Origin of the sequence: Paenibacillus sp. FSL H8-0122, assembly GCF_038005345.1 — a bacterium.
GTDB lineage: Bacteria > Bacillota > Bacilli > Paenibacillales > Paenibacillaceae > Paenibacillus_AQ.
In genome coordinates, this window is record NZ_JBBOTB010000001.1 from 4,596,044 (window position 1) to 4,613,301 (window position 17,258).

The 17,258-nt window shown below is 52.0% G+C and carries 17 protein-coding genes; 3 read left to right on the forward strand and 14 right to left on the reverse strand.

The genetic code is table 11. The features are described 5' to 3' along the window. Positions 1 to 150: 150 nt before the first annotated feature. Positions 151 to 549: a spore coat protein gene (locus NSS64_RS19865; RefSeq protein WP_076083710.1), complete on the reverse strand. Its 399-nt coding sequence runs from the start codon at positions 547 to 549 to the stop codon at positions 151 to 153. Positions 550 to 585: 36 nt separating this feature from the next. Beyond that, positions 586 to 819, reverse strand: a complete 234-nt coding sequence (locus tag NSS64_RS19870; RefSeq protein ID WP_036696741.1) for a hypothetical protein — start codon at positions 817 to 819, stop codon at positions 586 to 588. Between the two features lie 188 nt (positions 820 to 1,007). Between NSS64_RS19870 and NSS64_RS19875 the strand changes: the two genes are divergently transcribed. Continuing rightward, positions 1,008 to 2,246 carry an NAD(P)/FAD-dependent oxidoreductase gene (locus tag NSS64_RS19875; protein WP_341141257.1) on the forward strand — a complete coding sequence of 413 codons (1,239 nt, stop codon included), beginning with the start codon at positions 1,008 to 1,010 and terminating at the stop codon, positions 2,244 to 2,246. A gap of 99 nt (positions 2,247 to 2,345) precedes the next feature. Here the strand turns inward: NSS64_RS19875 and NSS64_RS19880 are convergent, their stop codons facing one another. The 4 genes from NSS64_RS19880 to NSS64_RS19895 form a co-directional block, all read right to left on the reverse strand. Continuing rightward, positions 2,346 to 3,905 carry a flavocytochrome c gene (locus NSS64_RS19880; protein WP_341141258.1) on the reverse strand — a complete coding sequence of 520 codons (1,560 nt, stop codon included), beginning with the start codon at positions 3,903 to 3,905 and terminating at the stop codon, positions 2,346 to 2,348. 127 nt (positions 3,906 to 4,032) lie between these two features. After that, positions 4,033 to 5,646 carry a DcuS/MalK family sensor histidine kinase gene (gene dcuS, locus NSS64_RS19885; protein WP_341141259.1) on the reverse strand — a complete coding sequence of 538 codons (1,614 nt, stop codon included), beginning with the start codon at positions 5,644 to 5,646 and terminating at the stop codon, positions 4,033 to 4,035. A 204-nt stretch (positions 5,647 to 5,850) separates the two neighbouring features. Beyond that, entirely contained in the window at positions 5,851 to 6,210 is a 360-nt protein-coding gene (locus NSS64_RS19890) for an FMN-binding protein (RefSeq protein WP_341141260.1), read from the reverse strand. 25 nt (positions 6,211 to 6,235) lie between these two features. Beyond that, positions 6,236 to 7,666 carry a flavocytochrome c gene (locus NSS64_RS19895; protein ID WP_341141261.1) on the reverse strand — a complete coding sequence of 477 codons (1,431 nt, stop codon included), beginning with the start codon at positions 7,664 to 7,666 and terminating at the stop codon, positions 6,236 to 6,238. Positions 7,667 to 7,850: 184 nt separating this feature from the next. On the opposite strand from NSS64_RS19895, the gene NSS64_RS19900 reads away from it, so the two are divergent. Continuing rightward, positions 7,851 to 8,309, forward strand: a complete 459-nt coding sequence (locus NSS64_RS19900) for a hypothetical protein (RefSeq protein WP_340942621.1) — start codon at positions 7,851 to 7,853, stop codon at positions 8,307 to 8,309. Positions 8,310 to 8,445: 136 nt separating this feature from the next. Here the strand turns inward: NSS64_RS19900 and NSS64_RS19905 are convergent, their stop codons facing one another. Continuing rightward, positions 8,446 to 9,165: a response regulator gene (locus tag NSS64_RS19905; protein ID WP_341141262.1), complete on the reverse strand. Its 720-nt coding sequence runs from the start codon at positions 9,163 to 9,165 to the stop codon at positions 8,446 to 8,448. 146 nt (positions 9,166 to 9,311) lie between these two features. Then, positions 9,312 to 9,989, reverse strand: coding sequence for a lactate utilization protein (locus NSS64_RS19910; protein WP_340755512.1), 678 nt, complete (start codon positions 9,987 to 9,989; stop codon positions 9,312 to 9,314). 94 nt (positions 9,990 to 10,083) lie between these two features. Between NSS64_RS19910 and NSS64_RS19915 the strand changes: the two genes are divergently transcribed. Next, positions 10,084 to 10,788 carry a Crp/Fnr family transcriptional regulator gene (locus tag NSS64_RS19915; protein WP_341141263.1) on the forward strand — a complete coding sequence of 235 codons (705 nt, stop codon included), beginning with the start codon at positions 10,084 to 10,086 and terminating at the stop codon, positions 10,786 to 10,788. A gap of 101 nt (positions 10,789 to 10,889) precedes the next feature. Here the strand turns inward: NSS64_RS19915 and NSS64_RS19920 are convergent, their stop codons facing one another. The 6 genes from NSS64_RS19920 to NSS64_RS19945 form a co-directional block, all read right to left on the reverse strand. Next, positions 10,890 to 11,381, reverse strand: coding sequence for a pentapeptide repeat-containing protein (locus NSS64_RS19920; RefSeq protein WP_341141264.1), 492 nt, complete (start codon positions 11,379 to 11,381; stop codon positions 10,890 to 10,892). Positions 11,382 to 11,944: 563 nt separating this feature from the next. Beyond that, positions 11,945 to 12,346: an Imm7 family immunity protein gene (locus tag NSS64_RS19925; protein ID WP_340991862.1), complete on the reverse strand. Its 402-nt coding sequence runs from the start codon at positions 12,344 to 12,346 to the stop codon at positions 11,945 to 11,947. Between the two features lie 36 nt (positions 12,347 to 12,382). Next, entirely contained in the window at positions 12,383 to 13,585 is a 1,203-nt protein-coding gene (locus tag NSS64_RS19930) for an MFS transporter (protein ID WP_341141265.1), read from the reverse strand. 81 nt (positions 13,586 to 13,666) lie between these two features. Continuing rightward, positions 13,667 to 14,212: a hypothetical protein gene (locus NSS64_RS19935; protein WP_076083656.1), complete on the reverse strand. Its 546-nt coding sequence runs from the start codon at positions 14,210 to 14,212 to the stop codon at positions 13,667 to 13,669. A 129-nt stretch (positions 14,213 to 14,341) separates the two neighbouring features. Then, the gene (locus tag NSS64_RS19940) at positions 14,342 to 14,761 is read right to left on the reverse strand and encodes a DUF350 domain-containing protein (protein ID WP_036696710.1); all 420 of its coding nucleotides are present in this window, start codon (positions 14,759 to 14,761) and stop codon (positions 14,342 to 14,344) included. Positions 14,762 to 14,793: 32 nt separating this feature from the next. Beyond that, positions 14,794 to 17,160: an endonuclease MutS2 gene (locus tag NSS64_RS19945; RefSeq protein WP_341141266.1), complete on the reverse strand. Its 2,367-nt coding sequence runs from the start codon at positions 17,158 to 17,160 to the stop codon at positions 14,794 to 14,796. Positions 17,161 to 17,258 lie beyond the last annotated feature (98 nt).

Genomic DNA, 17,258 nt, shown 5'->3' on the forward strand with positions numbered 1-17,258 from the left:
AAAAGAGTTTAGTATTAATATGACATGAAAAGTACCGTTCTGCAAACAAAATAACCCCGCCGAGGCGGGGCTATATGACTTCATTCCCTTTGTATTTTCTCTTGCATGGCCGGGGAAGCGCTCTAATGCTTCACAGGACCATCGCCAGGGTTACATATAATAGGAACCGTTATGATGCTGCTGGACGTTCGGCTGGTGCTGCTGAACATTCGAAGCCTGGTTATAGGCTCCTGCCCCGCCTGTTTTCTCACGCACGAACTGCTGCAGCTTCTGCTGGGTCTGCTGGGCACTCTGAATCTGCTTGTCCACATCCTGGCGCAGTGCCTTGCCCGGAACGGTGTACATGTTCATTTGCGACATCTTCATGTACAATTCCCCCTGAATTCTGAGGGTATCCATGGTCAAATCATTGAATACCCGTCTTACAGCGGGACAGTTCGATTCTGTTGCTGCTGTGGTGTACTCGCGGACTGTCCGCTTCAGATCGGCCAAAATCGTGTAGAGTAAATCTTCATCCGCCATAAACGGCGTTCCATTCTGTGCGTACACAGTAAAACCTCCTTTAGAATTTGTGGGTTATCCCTGTTATTGCGGCTGCGATGGTGCGTACTGCTGATGCTGATGGAGCAGCTGGACCAGCATATCCATATGATGGGTATGACTCTGAATCTGCTGGATGCAGATCCCCTGCACGGCCGAGTTCTGAGTGGTTCCGGCTGTAGCCGCGAGCTGCTTAATCAGCAAATCCTCATTGGAAATAGAATCGGCGATATACTCCAATTCTTTTCCGCTTAGTGCCTGCATTTGGTTAGATTGCATGTTCGGTATTCCCTCCTTCTGGTTGTTCAAGCGTTCCTTAGTATGCTTCCGGGAAAGGCTGTTTATGTGCCGGAAGGTACATTAAGCAAGCTCACACTTGATGAATAATCCTTAAGGTCTTGACGCATGAGACTCTTCAATAGTGCAAATAATACTACTCTGAATGACATAAAGGAGCGAACAGATCTATGAAACTCGTCAGCGGGCAACTGCCCTGGGAACACACACTGCCTGAGCCTCCGGCATATCCGGTGCTTGAGGAAGATATAACCTGCGACTGTCTCATTGTAGGCGGCGGGATGGGCGGAGCAATGATGTCGTACCGCATGTCTCTTAGCGGAGCAGATACTGTCCTCATCGATAAAAGAACCATCGGCACCGGAAGCTCCCACGCCAATACGGGACTGCTGCAGATCGCCAATGACAAGTCGCTGACAGCTTGCATGAATACTTTTGGGGAAGAGAATGGCGTGTTGTTCTACAAGCTGTGCCAGCAGGCCATGCGTGCGATTCTTGCCCTGCCCGGCAAGCTGGACATCGATCCGCAGATTATTGAGCGCAGCAGTCTGCTATATGCCAGTACGCCGGAAGATGTAGCTATGCTGAAGCTGGAGAATGAGAATCTGATCAAGCACGGCTTCGATTCGGAATTCTGGGAGGAGGAGAATATCCGTGCCCATTACGCCTTCTCCAAACCAGGTGCGCTGTATGCTAAGGGAGATGCGGAGACTAATCCGCTGCGCACCGTACACAGCCTGATTCATAAAGCGCACTCCGGCGGAGTCCGGGTCTATGAGCAGACCGAAGCCCTTCATTATGATTACAATGCCGACGGGGTCATCTGTCATACTGCAAACGGCCGGATCTTCGCCAAGAAGGTAGTGTTTGCTATGGGGTATGAGACCCAGGAGATGAAGAAGGACCGGGGGGCAGAGCTGATTAACACCTATGCTATTATGACCAAGCCTCTGCCGCATCTTCCAAAATGGCATGAGCAGAGCCTGCTCTGGGAAACGGCCCGGCCTTATCTGTATTTCCGGACTACACCTGAAGGACGGATTATCGCCGGCGGCAAGGATGAGCAGCTTACCAGCGTGGAGCGGCGTGAGGTAAGGGTCCTCTCCCAGTGTGAGCGTCTGGTCGAGGAGCTTACGGCCCTGTTCCCGGAACTGCAAGGAATCAAGGCCGAATATTCCTGGGGAGCGGTCTTCGGCTCCACCCATGACGGACTGCCTTATATGGGACCGCACCCGGAGTTCCCGCATTGCTACTTCATTGAAGGCTATGGCGGAAACGGTACGGTCTACAGCATGATTGCCGCCGAGCTGCTTGCAGATACACTGTCCGGCAAAAGCCGCCCGGAGCTGGAGCTGTTCTCGCTGACCCGTTCGGCGAAGCCTGCGCCCTCCCCGGCTATAGAGGCTTAAACGGTATAGTGCGGCAAGAGGATCAAAAAGGGATGCCTGCAACAGTCTGTGACGGCTGCGGGGCATCCCTTTTACATGACAACAATATGAAATAATAGCTTATTGCGCTTTTACAAATTCAGCCGACTTGATCCCGGCCTGACGTCCGAAGATAATAATCTCGGCTACCGAGTTGCCGCCGATACGGTTCTCGCCGTGCAGCCCGCCAACCACTTCTCCTGCCGCGAACAGGCCGGTAATCGCCTTGCCCTCTTTGTTCAAGACTTCTGTGTTGGTGTTGATCACCACTCCGCCCATCGTATAGTGAATCCCAGGGCCGATCTGGATGGCATAATAGGGAGCAGCGGACAGATCATTATCCATACCGGTAGCTCTGCCGAACTCGGCATCCGACTTACTTTTCACCGCACCGTTCCAAGTATCCACGGTAGTCTTAAGTGCAGCAGCCGGAACCTTCATCTGATCCGCCAATGCCTCGATGGTATCTGCGGTCTTGACCACACCCATCTTGATGTATTGATCCACTGCTTTGACACGGGATTTCACTCCGGCATCGAACACGAGATAAGCGGATTTCTCAGGAAGCGTATTAATTGAAGCTGTTACCTTGTCACGGGTGTCCATCTCGTTGCCGAAGCGCTTGCCCTCAGCAGATACGAGAATAGCCCCTTCGCCCCGGACCGCTTCACCGATCAGGTAGGATTTCTCCTGCTGTACGGTCGGGTGAACCTGAATCTGATCCAGGTCTACGGTAGTTCCGCCGACCTTCTCGATCATGGCGATACCGTCGCCCGTGCTGCCAATCTGGTTAGTGGTGACCAGGCCTTCCAGGTCCGGTCTGACTTTGGAGATCAGCTCCTTGTTGGCACCGAAACCGCCGGTGGTTACGATAACTGCTGCTGCGCTGATCGTTTTGTCGTCGGCCTGGTTGAACAGCACCTTCACGCCGTTCACCTTACCGTCCTGTACCGTAAGCTCCTTCACATCCGCATTGACGAACAGCGGAATTCCCTGCTCCTGAACATTGCGGACGAGGCCTGCTACAAGATATTGTCCCACTGCCGAGCCGTCTTCAGGACGGTGCGTACGCTTCTCCTTCATTCCGCCGGTAATCGTAATATTGTTCAAGCGGATTCCGATGGAATCGAGCCAGTCAATGGCCCCTGCGGATTGATCCACGAAGAAGTGCAGCAGCTCCTTATTGTTCGTATCATGTCCGCCCTTAAGGGTCTCTTCATAGAACAGTTCGTTGCTGTCTTCGATGCCCTGCTCCTTCTGGAACTTGGTCTGCGATGCATTCATTCCCGAGGAGGATTTCGTAGTATTGCCGCCAGCTACCGGCATCTTCTCCAGAATGACCGGGTTCATGCCGGCCGCTTTGGCTTCCAGTGCAGCAGACATTCCCGCACCGCCCGCACCGACGATGACGATATCATATTTATCTTTTAACTGATCGTACGGAGTATAGCTCGCTTCGGATGCTCCCGACACGGCCTCTGCTGTCTCTTTAGGTGCAGCCGTTGCTGCAGGCTCTGTGGTCGCGCTGCTTGTTCCCTTGCTCTCATTCTTGCTGCTGCCCGCATTGTTGTTTCCGCAGCCTGCAATAACAAGCATAACGGAGAGAACGAGGATAAGCGCCGCTGTTAATCTCTTATTCATGTGAGTTGTGCCCCCTTGTGCATATTTTCACAATTATCATAGCGTCAAAGAAGCGGTTTGTGGAACCTTCCGTAAATTATTAAAGAGTTTTGTAACTAAAGTAAGCGGGCATATGGACCTTAAATGTTCACATCCCCTCCTCCTCCTTCACCTCATAAGGCACATCCACGATAAAATGCGCTCCCGGCCCGCAGCCGGCGGCAAGCTCAAGATGGCCCTTGAGTTTGTCCACACTTTTCTTCACCAGATATAGGCCGATCCCCCGCTGTTCACCCTTGGAGGAGTAGCCCTGAACGAAGATTTTCTCCTTCAGGCCTGCCGGAATTCCCGGACCGTTATCGCTAACCTCGCATAGCAGCCGCCCTTCTTCATATTGAAAAGCAAGCTCCACGCGCTTCACGGGTTGCTCGCGGAGCTCCCCCAGCGCCTCCAGAGCATTATCCAGCAGATTGCCGGCAATCGTAATCAGCTCATGAATCACCTGCGGATCGGCCGGCTCCGGCAGATAGCTGTCCCCGGTCAACAGCAGCTCGATTCCCGCTTCGCGCGCCCGGCTCAGCTTCCCCAGCAGAAATCCGGCCATCACCGGGTCCTTGATCTGTCTCGTAATCGCCCCGATCTCCTTCTGGTAGTTGCTTACCGTCCCCAGAATATATTGCTGCAGCTCATCATACAGGCCCATATGTGTCATGCCCATTATCACGTGCAGCTTGTTCATGAACTCATGGGCACCGGAGCGCAGCGCTTCTGCATAGACCGAGACTCCCGACAGCTTCTCCGCCAGCACAGCCAGCTCAGTCTCATCCCGGAAGGTGGCAATCGCGCCAACAATATTACCGTTAACACGGACAGGAAGGCTGTTCACCAATAGAGAGCTGTCTCCCAGCTCCAGCTCCCGGTCCTGTATTCCTTCTCCCTCAGCCAATACCCGCTCCAGACCCAGCTCCGGCCAATACTCGGCAATCTGCCGGTTCATGGCGCTCCCGCCAATCCCCGCTGCCCTCAGAAGCCGCTGCGCCTCCATATTAAGGATGGTGATCCGCGCCTCCTGATCTACGGCAATAATTCCCTCGCGCGTGGATTCCAGCATCGCACTGCGTTCCTGGAGCAGCTTGGAGATGTCCTCCGGCTCCATCCCGAACACCATCCGCTTGATCCGGGCTGCGAGGATGAATGCTCCTCCCGCTCCAAGCAAGGCTCCCGAGACCAGAATCGCAATAATCGTCCACTCATTCATCAGGACCAGCCGCTCGACCCGCTCCAGGGACAGACCGGCAATGACCACTCCCACCTGATGCCCCCGGTTGTTATAGACCGGCACGAAGCCGCGCAGGGATCTGCCGAGCGGCCCGGCCCCTTCGGAGATACTCTCCCCTCCGCGCAGCGATATCTCCTGACCGCCTCCTGCAAAGGGCAGACCGACCAGCGAGGCATCCGGATGGGAATAGCGGATTCCCTTCATATCTGTCACTACCACGAACATAATATCATTACGGCGGGCGATTCTTGAGGTGTAGTCCTGAATCTCCTTGCTGTTGCCTTCACTGAGTCCCTCCGAGACCAGCGGAATCAGGGCGATGGTACGGGCAATCGTAATCGCCTTATCCTCCAGTGCCTGCCGGGTCTGCGGAATAATCTGATTGCGGAAAATAAAATATAAAATCAGCAATACCAGCAGGACAACGGCAGACGCCATGACGGCAATCATTGTGCGCAGACTGTAGCTTTTTTTCCTGGCCACTGGTGCGAAGACCTCCCTTCATGTCCCATGTTCCTATACCATTCGAACTATATTAGTTGAACCTGAATTTGTAAAGCTACTCCCGGGAATCGCTTCCTGGGGATGGAACTATGCAGCAAGCCCAGCCGTTCTGCCGGAGACAGGAGGGCTGGGCTTGCTCGGGTGATATGACCACAACTCTTTTATAAGCAATTGAATGATGACTTACTGCTTCTTGGCCTGTTCCAGCGCCTGGGTCACCGCTTCAATAATTCCGCCGCTGGAGCCGGAAGCACCGGAGAGGGCGTCTACGCCTTCTGTGGTTTGCTTTTCAATAATTTCAGGAATCGTATTCTCCACGGCCGCATCGATCATCGCCTGCGTCTCCTTATGCTCCTCTACGGTAATAGCGTCGATCTTCTCATCCTTGATCTCTACCGCCACTTTAATATCACTCTTGACCCCTTTGCCTGTACCATCATATGTCCCGTCCACATACTTGCCGGAAGCTGAAGAGCAGCCCGCCGTTAGTACTGTTGCAGCCGCGAGGGCAGAGAACAGCAAGGTTTTTGTCCACTTGTGCATGAGTAATTCCTCCTTCTGAAAGTTCCTATTTCTTAAGTGCCTTCACAGCTTCATCCGCTGCAATCCGCCCGAAGGTAGTGATGTCTGCCAGTGCATTACCGCCCAGACGGTTCGCGCCGTGTACTCCGCCGGTTACTTCGCCCGCAGCATACAGCCCGGCAATGACCTGATCCTTGGTATCCAGTACCTGAGCCTGAGTGTTAATCGCTACTCCGCCCATGGTATGGTGAATTCCCGGTGTTACCTGAATCGCATAGTACTTACCCTTTTCAAAAGACAGCTCAAGATCCGGCCGTTCAAACTCTGTATCCTTACCGGAAGCAACGAAGCCATTATACGTATTCAGTGTATCTGCCAGTGCTTTGCCGTCTACACCGATCTGTGCCGCCAATTCTTCAGGTGTTGCCGCTTCTTTGACCAGATCCATTCCAAAATAAACCTCGGTTGCCTTCAGGTTCGCACGCAGCTCATCATTGAAGATCAGATAAGCTACTTTGCCGGACTGGGCCAGAATATTCTGGGACACAACATCGCGGGTCAGCAGTTCATTCGTGAAGCGCTTGCCTTCGCTATTGACCAGAATTGCACCGTCTCCGCGTACCCCTTCTGTGATCAGCACGCCTTGATTCGGAATGGTGGTCGGATGAATCTGAATCTCCTTCATGTCTACCAGCTTGGCACCGATCTTCTCTGCCATCGTTGTACCATCGCCGGTTGCGCCCGGATGGTTAGTGGTGGAGAACCCTTCCAGCTTCGGCTGGTACCCCTTGATCATGTCCATATTGGCTCCAAAACCGCCGGCCGCCAGAATAACGGAATTCGCACTGATCGTGTACTGCTTGCCATCCTTATCCGTCACCTTCACTCCGGTAACCACGCCGTCCTTATTCTTGACGATCTCATCGGCAGTCGTCCGCAGGCGCACATCAATTTTGTACTCCTCCAGCTTCTTCTTCAGCGCGACTACGATGAAATTCCCTGCCGCTTCTCCGCCTGCCGGACGGTGAATCCGGTTCACGCTTGCCCCGCCTGCGCGTCCCACCTCAGACAGCTCGGCTCCATTCTCCTTCAGCCACTCCACCGAAGCCGCCGCGCCGTTCGTAAGCGTTCTGACCAGATCCGGGTTGTTAAGGTTCTTGCCGCCCTTCATGGTATCCTCGAAATGCAGCTCCGGACTGTCCTTGATTCCGGCAGCCTCCTGATAAGGTGTTCCTGCCGCATTCAATCCGCCTTCCGCACGGACGGTGTTTCCTCCAAGCATAGGCATTTTTTCGACTAGTATCACCTTGGCTCCCTGATTATGCGCTTCAATGGCAGCAGTCATTCCCGCGCCGCCGCCGCCGATAATTACGATGTCCGTAGACTCCCCTTTGGTGCTGTTACATGCAGGCAATACCACCAGACTTGCCAGCAGCAGCCCCTTGCCCAGCAGGCTTCCCCATCTCTTTCTGTTCATTCTGTTCTCCTCCAATTGTAATTGTGCATATTTTCACAATCATCATAACCTGAAGGAGCCCTGACAAGAATATTTAGTAATTAAAGAAATGATAAAGTAAATAAAGGTAGTGAATTTGCTTGAATGTGTTTATAGATTTATAATTGGAGCTTATACAACCGTATCACTAGGAGGAGCAGAAACTATGGAAAAAAGCGAAAAATATTGGCTGGCCGGTGCTGTTCTGGCAGCAGCCGGTGTCTCCCTGATGAGCTACACCGCGAGCCGCTATACTTCATTCAAAAGAGTAGTTACCCGAACCGTCCGTCTGGAAGATATCGCCGCTCTGGAAATTACCCGCCTGTCTTCTGTTCCCGGTGAACAGAAGGACGTTGTGCTTACTGAGCCGGAAGCGATTAAGCAGATCTACGATGATTTCTCCGGCGTCCGCCTGATGAAATCCGCCCGCAATGTGAGCACAGACAACAAGTACAGCTATTACATTACCATTGTCCAGGCCGACCGGAAGCAGCGGTTCGACATTATTTTGAAGGGCAAGCATCACATGATTATCTATGACAATGACATGAACAACCCGCACCTGGTAGCCTATAAAATCATTAACGAGTTCAGTCCGCTGGCTCTGCAGCAGGCCTTCGAGTGATGCTGCACACGCTTATGTATGGCATAGCTTAATAGCTTAATTAACCTTCACAGCTACTGTGACGGCTATATGGAGTCATGGAACGCCTGGGGCAGCCTTGAGGCAACCGTGACTCCGTTTTATTTAAAGAGAACACTCACAAATATTTACAGATAAGTTCATGCCCTTCATGTCTCACCTTATACATATACACCGGCCTGCCTACCGCCCCGTAGCTAAGCTCCATTTCCAGAATCCCTGCCTCCGTCAGAAAAGCCAGATATTTGCGGACCGAGATCCGCGAGATGGGCGCATGGCTGCTGATATCCTCCGTGGAGAACACCGGGCTCTCCAGCCGGTTAATCGTGCTCCAGATGCTCTCCAGTGTGCCTTCGGCAAGTCCCTTGGGCAGCGGCAGGGCAGCAGTCTTCTCCTCTTCCGTCCCGAGCGAATGCCGTAGCAGCTTATCCAGCTGCTCCTGGCTGAGATGCTCCTTGTGCATCAGCTTATAATCCTCACGATACGCCGACAAGGCCGCCTGAAAGCGGGCAAACTCAAACGGCTTGATCAAATAATCCACGGCCCCGTTCTGCAGCGCTTTGCGGATGCTGGCATTGTCACTGGCGGCGGAGATCACAATGATATCCACCTTGCTCCCCTGCTCCCGCAGTGCAGAGAGCAGCTGCAGCCCGCTGACACGCGGCATATAAATATCCAGAAGAATCAGATCCACCTGCTGTTTCTCCAGCAGAATCAACGCCTCATCCCCCGTCGCCGCCCAGCCCGCATACTCAAAGCCCGCAACCTGCTCCAGATAATGGCGGTTAAACTTCGCCACCATCGGGTCATCTTCAACGATTAGTACTTTAATGTTCATGGGTTCTCCTTGTCTTTTGTGCAACTATAACTACAACTAATATAACATTGCGGCGGGGAATTTTGGAGGGAGGTGTGCTGAGACATAGAATCAAAACTAACAAAAAGACACCAATTCGAGAAATTACCCGAGCGGTGCCGAAAAAATTAAAATCCCAAAGATTCACCAACGAGGATAACCTTTATTCTCCCCGCTGTTTTACACATTCTTGTTTCGACGATGTAAGAACAGATACAATCCTCTGATTTACAATCTGCACAAGCACCATTGATTAGGCAGGGCGTTTTTTGCGGTGAATGTAAAAATGGGCTGGACGAACTCGAAAGACGGTTTGCGTTAATGGGAGCGGCATAGGTTCTGGCTCTGATCACTGCATCTTCAGCGGTCTTGCACACCTTATTCATCCCGACGACAGCAACCACACTTCTCGGTCCAAAAGTAACCGCTGCCGCCCGATTGCCCACACTGTCGATATTGACCAGTATCCCATCTTCACTAACCGCGTTGAAGCTGGTTAAATAGGTGTCGCACAAAAGAGATTGGCGCATGAGGTCATAACGTTCCTCCATTGTCTGCGCTGTATCACGATCAATGACTGCATAGTTGCTTTGGCGTACCCGGTCAAGAAGCCCGATTTCCTCAAGCGTGACTGAACCGCCCCAAGATACCGAAGACTGTTCCGGAATTAAGGATAGCGCCTTTTCCGCAGCTTCTATGGCGTTGTCACAGTAATAGGCCTCAAATTTTCTGCTTTGCAGATTTTTCATAACCTTGGAGGCTAACAGCCGGTTTCTCGCTTTGATTGAATCTTCTTTCGTTTGCATTGCTCTTCCTCCGTTCTGACGTTAGACAAGGTGGCTAAACTTCGTGTGTATGTATGATTAATATAGTATAGTGGAAATAAAAAGGATGTTGCACATGCAACGCGAAGCCGCTCAGAATAACTTAGAGTCCATATGTCAATCACGTTTATTTTCAGGGATTTCCCCTGATGATATTCCCCAAATGCTAAAATGTCTGTCAGCTACACGGAAAGAATATGTAAAAGATGAGATGGTTGTCCGTGAGGGCGATTACGTTGATGATGTCGGCATCATATTGCAGGGCCTCGCTCAAAGTACGAAATTGAACGTCAAAGGAAAACAAATTATTGTATCCCTCCATCATCCAGGTGGATATACCGCTGTTCTCACAGCAGCCAGCCGTGGAAGAAGATGCCCGATGTCAGTACAGGCCATAGAACCGCTTGAGGTGCTGTTTATTCCGATCCAAAACATATTGAGCCGTTGTACGAAGCTATGTACGGGTCACGAACAATTACTTGGCAATCTTTTCGATAGTATTTCAGAACGGGCTTTAGAACTGCATGACCGGAATGATTGTCTGATCATGCCGACTATTCGCGATAAGGTTTTAACTTATTTAACAAGAGTTAGGCGTGAAGCTGGAACAGAAACTTTTACGATTCCCTTTGACCGGGAAGCGATGGCCGAGTATCTCGACGTAGACCGCAGCGCCCTGTCCAGAGAGCTGGCATGGATGAAGCGGGACGGCTTGATTGAGTTTTATAGAAATGAATTTAGGCTGTTGCAAGAAGCAGCCCCTCACAGTTCATCAGACTAGAGAATTGGAATTTTGCCATCGGATCACTCCTGTTCTGAAGAAAACCTTGAGAGGTAGTATTAACCAAAGTGTACTAATCATTTATAGCAATGGCCTTGGGTTTAATTCTGCGCCTTAATTGCTCCGTATTCCAAAGGGTCAAACCCTAATGGCCATACGGTGTTATCATCGAATAGCGCACCTTCTAAAAGGCAATCTTGCATCCTTTCACACATCATATTAGCTCCCATTAATTTTGCACCTTTAAAATCAGTCTTCCATACATCAGTTCCGACTAAAATAGCGTTATTTAAGTTAGCATTACTTAAGATAGCTCCTGTTAGCTTTGCGTTTGTAAGGTTTGAAGACTCCAAATTAGAATTTTCAAGTATCGCCACCATTAATAAAGCACTTGTTAGATTCGCTCTGCTTAAATTTGCCTCTCTTAACTCAGCACCACGTAAATTTGTTCCGATTAAACTTGCTCCGCATAAAATCTCTTTATTTAGTATAGCTCTATGCAGGTTTAGATTATCCAAGTTTGATTGTTCAAGAGAATCAACATTTAGCTGTATGGGTTCATTTGCTATGCTGTAAATTATAATTCCATTCACACTCCTTATGTATTACTTGTTGCCCACTGACTTACCATAATCCCCCTGCTTGATGTCGCTAAAAGAGTTTTTCATTTAAGCCCTCTCTTCTTTAAGAAGCACTCCAGTGCCCTGCATCTAACAATCCTTGTTGGCCAGGTGTCGCTACACCAGTTTGATTCAAAATATCCCCAGGCCTCTGAAGAACCTATTACTTCCTGTTCGTACAGTCTCTGCGCATTAGCTAATCAAGGTTCTATGAAGATTTTATCTTACTTTAATCTTTCACTTGGACATACTCACTTGGCTTTTCACCAAAACCGTCCCAAAATACCCAAAGCCTTCCGTAATCAGAACATTAAAAAAACATGTTCATTTCTTGATATAAATCTTCTGCATCAATACTTCCATGATAATTATCGTAATCCACATCCGAAATAAAGTTATATTGTATTTTGTTTGGGATTTCTTGTTGATCTTCATTTTTTCATAATCGACGTGTTTAATTAAAGGGAATAGCATTTAGGTAAAAAGTAAAACTTCTTATGTACTCATTGCAAACATTTGAATCCTCTCCTGTTTGGTCACTGTAATATGCCATCCTCCACGACCGGAACAAACGGCGATAACCACGTATCCTCTTGCCGCCTTAAAGTTCCGCGGGCTAGTACGAATACTTTGAATTTGTTATCATAGCCTTCGATATCCTCATCATCTCTTGTATAGAGTAAGCCATAAGAACCCGGTGCTTGGTCTGCGATGAATTGATATAGCTCAATAATCTCCCCGGCCTCGAAACTTTTGTGATTCAAAAACCCTCCTACAGCAAGATGATACGTCCCATTTGCGGGATAGACTTTTAGGAGTCCAGCACTCCAACCCAACTCTAAGATAAAGTTTTGTATATTTTTGAACACCAATTCTAAATTTCCAGAATCTTCTTCAAACGTCTCCCGGATCGTAGCCCAGCCATGAAACTCGTACATCTTCTCACCCGCTTCCTAGATATTTGATGAAAACTATCAAACCCTCCCCCTTTGCCCCAGCAACCCCCGCACCGCCACCCAGCTCCCAAGCGGCGCGGCACCCAGCAGCAGCATGAGCAGAGTAATCGTCTGCGGGGACTGGTCCAGCGACAGTACGGCGATGAAGATCAGCAGGCCGAGGAGGCGGCCGCTCATCAGGCTAAGCTCCCTGAGCACTACCAGTTCCACACGTTTGCCGGCGCTCTGCTCGGACACTCCCATCAGGTCGAAGCTGGTGGACAGCATCGGCAGCATGTAGAGCGGCAGGCAGAGCGAGGTCCCGATTCCCATGATTAGGAGGGTGGTGAAGCTCACCTTCCACAGCAGCGGAAGAAGGAAGGCGATGAGCAGCAGACTGCCTGCCAGCATACCGCTGAGCCGGGCACGGGGCTTGAACCATCTGCCGGCCGCATAATAGCTGATCAGGGAGACGGCGGAGGTCAGCAGGGCGAACTGTCCCAGCTTGCTCTCCTCCTGTGCTGCAATGTAGACGAGCAGACCAATCAGGAAGGAGAATACGCCTTCCCGGATGCCCTGGAACACTAGCGCTGCCGCCACTGGACGCCAAGAGCTGCGTCTGCGGGTAAGCTCGCGCCAGGGCTCCAGCCAGAGATAGGCTTCGCCGCGCGGCCGCTTGCGCAGGCCGAAGCTGAGTACAGCAGCAACCCCGTAAATACAGAGCGACAGTATGAAAACCATGCGGTATCCCTGCCCGCCATGCCAACGGGAGATCATCCAGCCGGACACCCAGGGTCCGGCTATTCCCGTCAGGGAACCCAGCAGGCCCATCCACCCGTTATAGTAATCGCGGTTCTTGGCATCCGTAATCTCGAAGAAAACAATATTGAACGCCAGCCAGTACAGCCCGATGGATAGCCCGAGGACCCCGCCCAGCGGCCAAATGTAATGAATCGCGTCGCCCCGCAGCCACAGCACCAGCAAATAAAAAAAGCCCGATACGGCAATTCCCAGCCGTAGGGCATTCATTTTGTTACGCTCTTTCACCCACTTGCCGCCCAGCCAAAAGCTGAGACCCACGGCAAGCTGCTGGGCCACGGTGAACCAGCCGATCATGGCGAAGTTCTGCCGGCTTTTCCACAGATATACGTTGAGGAACGTTCCTGCAAGCACTGTAGCCAGAAGGTATAGCCCGCCTACAGCCAGCAGCAGCGCCGCCTGTCCCCGTTCTGAACCTCTCATGCTTAGCCCTCCCTGCTCGTCCTTAGACACTTCATCTATCCATATCATGTCCAAACGGCAGGGAAAGCATGAATCCGATCTTTATTCGGCTGAGGTGCTGAGATTGCGGACAAGCTGGATGCGGTCTTCCTGCGCCAGGCTGTGCTGCACATGGAAGCAGGAAGGACAGACGTACAGATTCAGCGCAAAAGGAGGCTTCAGCACAGCTGCACCGCCCAGCGCTTCCGGCGTTGCCGGGGTGAACCCGTCCACCTGCTGCGTACCGGAGTGAAGCATCAGCTCATGGCATTGCGGACATTCCGGCGCTTCCAGCTGGGCAGCCAGAATAGCGGAGACCTTGTCCTCATAACGCTTCAGATCATAGTCATCGCCGAACTGGCCCAGCGTACCCCATACAGGCACCACGCTATCCTTGTCGTCGTCATCCCACAAATTATCGTCGCTGATCTCTTCCTCCCCGGAAGCTTCCTGTGTATCCGGCTCTTCATCCTCCAGATCCTCTGCACCTATCGTCACTGTGCGGTAGCCGCTCAGCTCGTTGTTGCAATGCGGACAGGTATCTTCGGGTCCAAACTCCTCATCCCATACTATCTCGGTATGGCACCATGGGCAAACTGTTGTCTCCATCTGTATAATCTCCTTCGTTCCTCACATTCGGTTCAATTTACCGTTAAATATATAATGCCGGCCGCTAGAAAAGCCAGGGCGGAAATAAACAAAATCCGAACCAGAATCTTCATCATTCCTGCCCCCTATTCAGAATATGGCCGCGCCGATAACATAGGACAAGGATATGGAGAGCAGCATAGCTGTCAGTCCTACGGCCCGGTTATCCGCAGCAATCTCTTCATCAATTGAAAAGACCGGAGTAAAAAACTCGAACAGGAAGTAAGCCAGCAGCAGCAGCAAAAAGCCTACAACCGACCATTTCATCGTCTCATAGATTGATGCCCCCGCTTCAATGCTGAAGCGTAAGATGTTGCAGATTCCGAAGATTTTGCCTCCGGTTGCCATGGCTACGGCCACATTCCCCTTGCGGATCTCTTCCCAGCAGTTGTATTTCGTTACCATTTCGAAGAAGGACAAAAATACGACCAGCCCCAATATGGCGACAGTGAAGTAGCCTAGCAGCGCCCCCAGCGGATGTTCCAGCAAAAGATCAATATTATCCTGCACACTTTTCCCTCTTCCCTGCCGGACTATGGGCGCTACTCCAGTTCAGCTACCGTCACACCCGCGCCGCCTTCATTGTAATTCCCGAGCCGATAGCTTTTGACATGCTTGTGCTTGCGGAGGTATTCCTGTATTCCTGTCCGCAGGACTCCCGTCCCCTTGCCGTGGATAATGGAGATCTGCCCCAAATTGCCGAGAAAAGCTTCGTCGATGAAGCGGTCGGTCTCCATTATCGCCTCCTCCAGGTTCGCTCCGCGCAAATCAAGCTCATTACGGATATTCTCATCGCGTGTACGCTTGACCGTTGTCGCCCTGCGCAGAGCCGGCGGAGGAGCATCCGGTGCGGAAGCCAGGAACTCCAGATCACTTAGATTGACCTTCATCTTCATGATGCCGAATTGAACAACAGCTTCCTTGGTGCCGCTCAGCTCAACCACAAGGCCCTTCTGATTCACATTCGCTACCTTAACTTCATCCCCTGGCTGAATCTTGCGCGGCGCCTTGACCGTGCTGCGCGGCACAGCCTTCTTACGCGGGGCAGGCTCTGCTTCATCCAGCCGGCGGCGCGCTTCGATCAGCTTATGCTCCTTGACGGACGCGCCTTCCTCCAGCGCCAGGCGGCGGAGGTCACTGATAATCTCCTCAGCTTCCTTGCGCGCCTTGGCCAGAAGATCGCTGGCATCCTTCTCTGCCTTCTCCAGACGTTTGTCGCGTGAGCCTTCGAGCTTCTCCAGCTCCTGCTGCTGCCGCTTGCGGAATTCCTCCGCTTCGCGGCGAATCTCTTCCGCCCGCACGCGTTCGTTCTCCGCGGTGAGGCGGTTCTCTTCAAGGGATGCAATCATATGCTCAACGCGCATATCTTCTTCCTTCACTTCGCCGCGCGCATGCTCAAGGATCGCACTTGGCATCCCGAGGCGTTCAGCAATAGCGAACGCATTGCTTCGTCCAGGTACACCGACCAGCAGCCGGTAAGTAGGACTCAGGCTCTGCACATCGAATTCCATACTGGCGTTAATAACCCCTGCCCGTTCATAAGCATATGCCTTCAATTCACTGTAATGTGTAGTAGCAACCATCCGGGATTCCGTCCGGTGAATATTCTCCAGAATCGCTATCGCGAGCGCAGAGCCTTCAGCCGGATCTGTTCCTGCCCCGACCTCATCGAGCAGAATCAGACTCTTCGGTGTCATCCGCTTCAGAATGGATATAATATTCGTCATATGGCTGGAGAAGGTACTGAGGCTCTGCTCAATGCTCTGCTCATCGCCGATGTCAGCGTAGATCGCATCGAAGACACACAGCTGGCTGCCTTCCTCGGCCGGAATGAATAGACCGGACATGGCCATCAGGCTGAGCAGGCCTATCGTCTTCAGGGTCACAGTCTTTCCGCCCGTATTCGGTCCAGTCACGATGATGGAGCGGTAATCATTGCCCAGTTCCACATCCAGAGGCACAACCTGCTCCGCCGGAATTAGCGGATGGCGGCCCTTGCGCAGGCGCAGGTATCCGCGGTCATTCATCCGCGGCTGGGTAGCCTTCAGGTCGCGTGCAAGCCGCGCCTTGGCGAAGATGAAGTCCAGCTCGCCGAGAATGTCGATATCATAAGCCATCTCCTCGGCAATATCGCCTACCAGCGCAGTCAGCCGGTGCAGGATGATCTCGATCTCGCGTTCTTCACGCAGCCGCGTCTCCCGCAGCTTGTTGTTCATCGCCACAATGGATTCCGGCTCGATGAACAGCGTGGCTCCTGAGCCCGACTGGTCATGCACGATACCGCCGAAGTGGGCGCGGTACTCTGCCTTGACCGGAATGACGAACCGGTCACCACGGATCGTCACGAGCTGATCCTGCAGCATCTTCGAGACCGAAGACGAGCGGATCATCGAATCCAGCTTCTCACGGATGCGTGTCTCTCCCCCGCGCAGCTCGCGGCGGATGGAAGCAAGCTCCGTGCTCGCCGAATCCATTACATCGGCGTTCTCGTCAATACACATGCGGATGGCATCCTCTACATGCTTCTGCTCCGACAGCAGATCACTCTGCGCGAAGAGCGCAGGAATGCCCTCATCGTCATGCATGGCATTCAGGAACCGCTTGACCCGGCGGGCCCCGCCAATCGTGTTGCCTACCGCAAGCAGCTCTGCTGTGCCGAGCATCCCGCCAATTGATGCACGCTTCAGCGCAGGACGGATATCGGTTATGCCACCGAATGAAGGAATTCCCTTCAACCGGTCAACATTTACCGCCTCATCCGTTGCCTGCAGGAGCTTCTTCACCCCTTCGAAATCACCGGAAGGCTTCAGGAGCTCGGCGGTCAGCCGTCCCATCGGCGTCTGCGTATACTGCATCAATTTATTTAAAATCTTGCGATATTCAAGCGTATGCAAAATTTTGTCGTCCAATTACTGTCACAGCTCCCTTCATAGATGGAACCATTATACCTAATTTAGCCCATTTTCGCTATTTGGGTATGATTTCTGGGCATAGAAAACCGGCTTCG

Bases quoted from the DNA above. Each gene is read 5' to 3' on its own strand.
- NSS64_RS19870 (WP_036696741.1), bottom strand. From the start codon at position 819: ATGCAATCTAACCAAATGCAGGCACTAAGCGGAAAAGAATTGGAGTAT.
- NSS64_RS19875 (WP_341141257.1), top strand. From the start codon at position 1,008: ATGAAACTCGTCAGCGGGCAACTGCCCTGGGAACACACACTGCCTGAG.
- NSS64_RS19880 (WP_341141258.1), bottom strand. From the start codon at position 3,905: ATGAATAAGAGATTAACAGCGGCGCTTATCCTCGTTCTCTCCGTTATG.
- NSS64_RS19890 (WP_341141260.1), bottom strand. From the start codon at position 6,210: ATGCACAAGTGGACAAAAACCTTGCTGTTCTCTGCCCTCGCGGCTGCA.
- NSS64_RS19895 (WP_341141261.1), bottom strand. From the start codon at position 7,666: ATGAACAGAAAGAGATGGGGAAGCCTGCTGGGCAAGGGGCTGCTGCTG.
- NSS64_RS19900 (WP_340942621.1), top strand. From the start codon at position 7,851: ATGGAAAAAAGCGAAAAATATTGGCTGGCCGGTGCTGTTCTGGCAGCA.
- NSS64_RS19905 (WP_341141262.1), bottom strand. From the start codon at position 9,165: ATGAACATTAAAGTACTAATCGTTGAAGATGACCCGATGGTGGCGAAG.
- NSS64_RS19910 (WP_340755512.1), bottom strand. From the start codon at position 9,989: ATGCAAACGAAAGAAGATTCAATCAAAGCGAGAAACCGGCTGTTAGCC.
- NSS64_RS19915 (WP_341141263.1), top strand. From the start codon at position 10,084: ATGCAACGCGAAGCCGCTCAGAATAACTTAGAGTCCATATGTCAATCA.
- NSS64_RS19925 (WP_340991862.1), bottom strand. From the start codon at position 12,346: ATGTACGAGTTTCATGGCTGGGCTACGATCCGGGAGACGTTTGAAGAA.
- NSS64_RS19930 (WP_341141265.1), bottom strand. From the start codon at position 13,585: ATGAGAGGTTCAGAACGGGGACAGGCGGCGCTGCTGCTGGCTGTAGGC.
- NSS64_RS19935 (WP_076083656.1), bottom strand. From the start codon at position 14,212: ATGGAGACAACAGTTTGCCCATGGTGCCATACCGAGATAGTATGGGAT.